The following is a 3,127-nucleotide window of genomic DNA, read 5'->3' as shown; positions in this document are numbered from 1 at the left end:
GTGATCATCTGACGCCGGAATTCACGACCGAAGCCAGGACCGGCTTCGGTGTTAGATCAGCGCCGGTCGGCGTGGTGGTTTTGAGAGTAGTACGCGGCTTCATATTCGGCAGAGATCTGGTAGTCGAGCCGGGAATGCAGACGGGCGTTGTTGTACCAGTAGCACCACTCCATGAGCGCGAACTCGACTTCGGTGAGTATCTTGAGTGGGCCGTTGATGACCTCGGTTTTGAACAGGCCGATGATCGATTGGCCGCCGAAATGGCTACGGCCAACGGTATCCCGGCGCGGTCGCAGAGCACGTGCAGCTTCAGCCGGACTTGCCGCGATCGACCGGCTCGGCCAGGTCACGGCGCCCCCCTCTTTTCGCTCGCACCAATGCAGCGTCGATCACCGCCGGCGACCAACCGATCAAGCCCTCGCTACCCAGTTCATCGAGTACCACGCGACGTAGTCGCCGCCACAGACCCGCTTCGGCCCAGACGGTGAACCGGCGATGCGCTGTCGGAACAGTGACCCCGAACGACGACAGCAGCATCCGCCACGCACAACCGCTGGTCAGCACGAACACCACCACGGTGAACACCGCCCGCTCATCGACCGGCGCGATCCCACCGCCTTGGGCGCGAGGCTCGAACTTCGGCAACAAAGGCTCGACCAGCGCCTACAGCCCCTCCGGCACCAGGCGCTGCGACAACACATCGACCACGACCAAACATCATGCAGCACAAACGCATCACGGCGCCCGACACACGAACAACTACCACGTGGGACACGGTCTAAAGCACTCGATGACAGGAAATTGCCACATTCTGGTGCTCGGAGAATCTACCAATGAGAATTGGAGCGTGATTGGCTGCATCCTACGTCGAAGCCGATGCGATCGAAGGCAGAATGCCCGGCTTGATGTTCTTTACCCTTTGACCGGCAGAGTGGCATGTCGAGCAATGCAATCCGGATTGATCCGGATTCATACGGCGCAATGCTGGGACTGAAAGTAGAATGCCAAAGTGGAACCGGATCGGCAATGTACTATCGAGTCGACCACACGTCTCTCCACATATACGGCATCGCCATTAGTTTGCAGCGGCTCAAGTATTTGTCGTCGAAGCCGGAAACCGGAGGCCAACGTTTCACCATCGGCGGCATAGCTGATCAGGAAATTGGCATCCTACAACAGGAGGTTGGACTTGTCCGATGCAAGTCGGGAATCTGTCACATTTCGTTGGCGTATCGCTATTTTGACTGCGACTATTTTGGTGGCGCGCTGGGCGCTCTCGAAAGCCGGTCGGTTTCGCAGCGCCGCAGACTGAAACTGGAAAGTCAGGTTCTGAATGCCACGAAAACACAGGAACGCAATTACCGTTTCACACGAATACACTTGCCGGGGCTCTGCGAATTTTGATACGCCCACTTCCGTTGGGGGCCTAATTCTGCGTTTGATGAGTCAGGTTCGCAGCTCGGATCCCGTTCATAGAAAATTGGATATCGCCACCAAGACCTCGGAAGAACACGACAACCTGAAATGATCGCCGCTGCCGGTTGAACTCCCGCAGACCTCCCCTTCGTTAGGCCTTCAATCCAGTGGCCGAGATCGTCCGCCGCACCGGCGCGTGATTTCGTGGGTGTCGACCAGAGTCGACGGAGGGCCCATGGTTCGGTGGAGTTGCGGCGGTCTGGAGTATGGAAGGTCTCGTCTTCTCTTGACGATGGCGTGGGAACGTCGCAGCGTGGTCGGACCAGAGCAGACGAGAGCTGTGCTATGTCTGATGTCCTCAAGTGGTCGTCCACCACGGGGCCTCGTTCAGTGCTGCTGCCAGGCGTTATGCAGAATGGCGTAAGGGAACATCGGCATGGATGAGTGGCGGAGGACGCGTCGGACCAACCTGCGCGGCACCGCGGCCGACCGGGTGATCTCCACCATCGATCCCGAAACCCGGCACGGCCACAAAACCTTGGCGCGCGGGTTCGATGGCTATAAGGGCCACATCGCTGTCGATCCCGACAGCAAGATCATCACCGCCACCGCAGTCCCCCCGCCCGCGGCAATGCCGGCGACACCGACACCGCCGAAGAACTCCTCGCCGACATCCTGCCCTCCGAAGCCGAAGCTGGGGATGCGGCGGTGTTCGGTGACGCCGCCTATGGGGCGGGCGTGTTGCTGAAACGGTTGGACGACAACGGGATTTGTAACATGATCAAAGTGCAGCCCTCGCCGTCGGGAAAGGGCACTTCTCCAAGGACCGCTTCGCGATCGACCTGAACGCCCGGAGGGTGACGTGTCCGGCGGAGGTCACAGCGATCATCGCTGCCCGCGTCGGCCGCCACACCGGCATCTCCTACTTCGGCGCCGCCTGCGCTGATTGCCCGCTGCGGTCGCAGTGCACCGCGGCGTCCGGTGGACGCAAGATCACCATCGGCACCCACGAGGAATACCTGGCCAGTGCCCGGGAACTGCAGCGCGACCCGGTCCGGAAGGCTCATTACCGCGCCACCCGCTCGAAGGCGGAACGCAACATCGGTCACCTGACGCGCCGCAGCCACGGCGGACGGCGCACCCGCCTGCGCGGACAAGTCAAGATCGGTGCCGACTTCGGGCTGCTCGCCGCCGCGAACAACCTCGCCCGCCTCGCCGTCCTCGGAATCGGCTACACCACCAGTGGCTGCACCGCAGCAGGTGTGTGAGGACACCGAGCATCCGCAGCCTCGACCAAACCGCCACGAGTACAACCCGAAACGACCGATAGCTACCATCACCGCCAGCATGAGTCAACCGACCATTCCCGACCGACCCCGCAACACCGCAGCCCGCCAGAAGCCCGTTCGACCCGCAACAACTAGGCGTCTGACAATTCCCGATCGTCCTAGTGATGGCGTTCACGACCGCCGCGGCGCGGTATTTTGGTCGGGTACGCAATCGGGAGCCGCTTGTCCGGGCATTGATCAACCCGGACAAGCCGAACAGGCCTCTCGGGCCGGTTCACCTGGCATTCACCTTCGTTCCAGTCGTTGTGTTGGTGTGCCTCTACTACGACTGGTGGCCGTCCCGCTACGGGTCTTTCGCCTGGGTTGATCCGCTGTTGTTCGGCGCTGCGGCCGTTTTCGTGCTCCTCATCTGCGGTGCGGTA

Annotated in this window: 3 protein-coding genes and 2 pseudogenes; 3 read left to right on the top strand and 2 right to left on the bottom strand. The window is 61.2% G+C overall.

Annotated features, from left to right (window positions below):
• Positions 1–56: 56 nt before the first annotated feature.
• Positions 57–200 carry a hypothetical protein gene (locus ACL03I_RS39090; protein ID WP_412808609.1) on the bottom strand — a complete coding sequence of 48 codons (144 nt, stop codon included), beginning with the start codon at positions 198–200 and terminating at the stop codon, positions 57–59.
• A gap of 47 nt (positions 201–247) precedes the next feature.
• Positions 248–660 (bottom strand): annotated as a pseudogene (locus ACL03I_RS39085) (transposase); the annotation flags it as partial.
• 276 nt (positions 661–936) lie between these two features.
• Between ACL03I_RS39085 and ACL03I_RS39080 the strand changes: the two are divergent.
• From ACL03I_RS39080 to ACL03I_RS39070, 3 genes and pseudogenes are all read left to right on the top strand, one after another.
• A complete protein-coding gene (locus tag ACL03I_RS39080) occupies positions 937–1,404 on the top strand; it encodes a hypothetical protein (RefSeq protein WP_412808608.1) in 468 nt (155 codons plus the stop codon).
• 869 nt (positions 1,405–2,273) lie between these two features.
• Positions 2,274–2,684, top strand: coding sequence for a transposase (locus ACL03I_RS39075; protein WP_412808607.1), 411 nt, complete (start codon positions 2,274–2,276; stop codon positions 2,682–2,684).
• Between the two features lie 185 nt (positions 2,685–2,869).
• Positions 2,870–3,127, top strand: a pseudogene (locus ACL03I_RS39070) (DUF1109 domain-containing protein); the annotation flags it as partial.

The organism is Nocardia sichangensis, assembly GCF_047200615.1.
Taxonomy (GTDB): Bacteria; Actinomycetota; Actinomycetes; order Mycobacteriales; family Mycobacteriaceae; genus Nocardia; species Nocardia sichangensis.
The sequence above is the reverse complement of the archived record's forward strand: the minus strand, read 5'-3'. Positions and strand labels throughout refer to the sequence as shown.

Bases quoted from the DNA above. Each gene is read 5' to 3' on its own strand.
- ACL03I_RS39080 (WP_412808608.1), top strand. From the start codon at position 937: ATGTCGAGCAATGCAATCCGGATTGATCCGGATTCATACGGCGCAATG.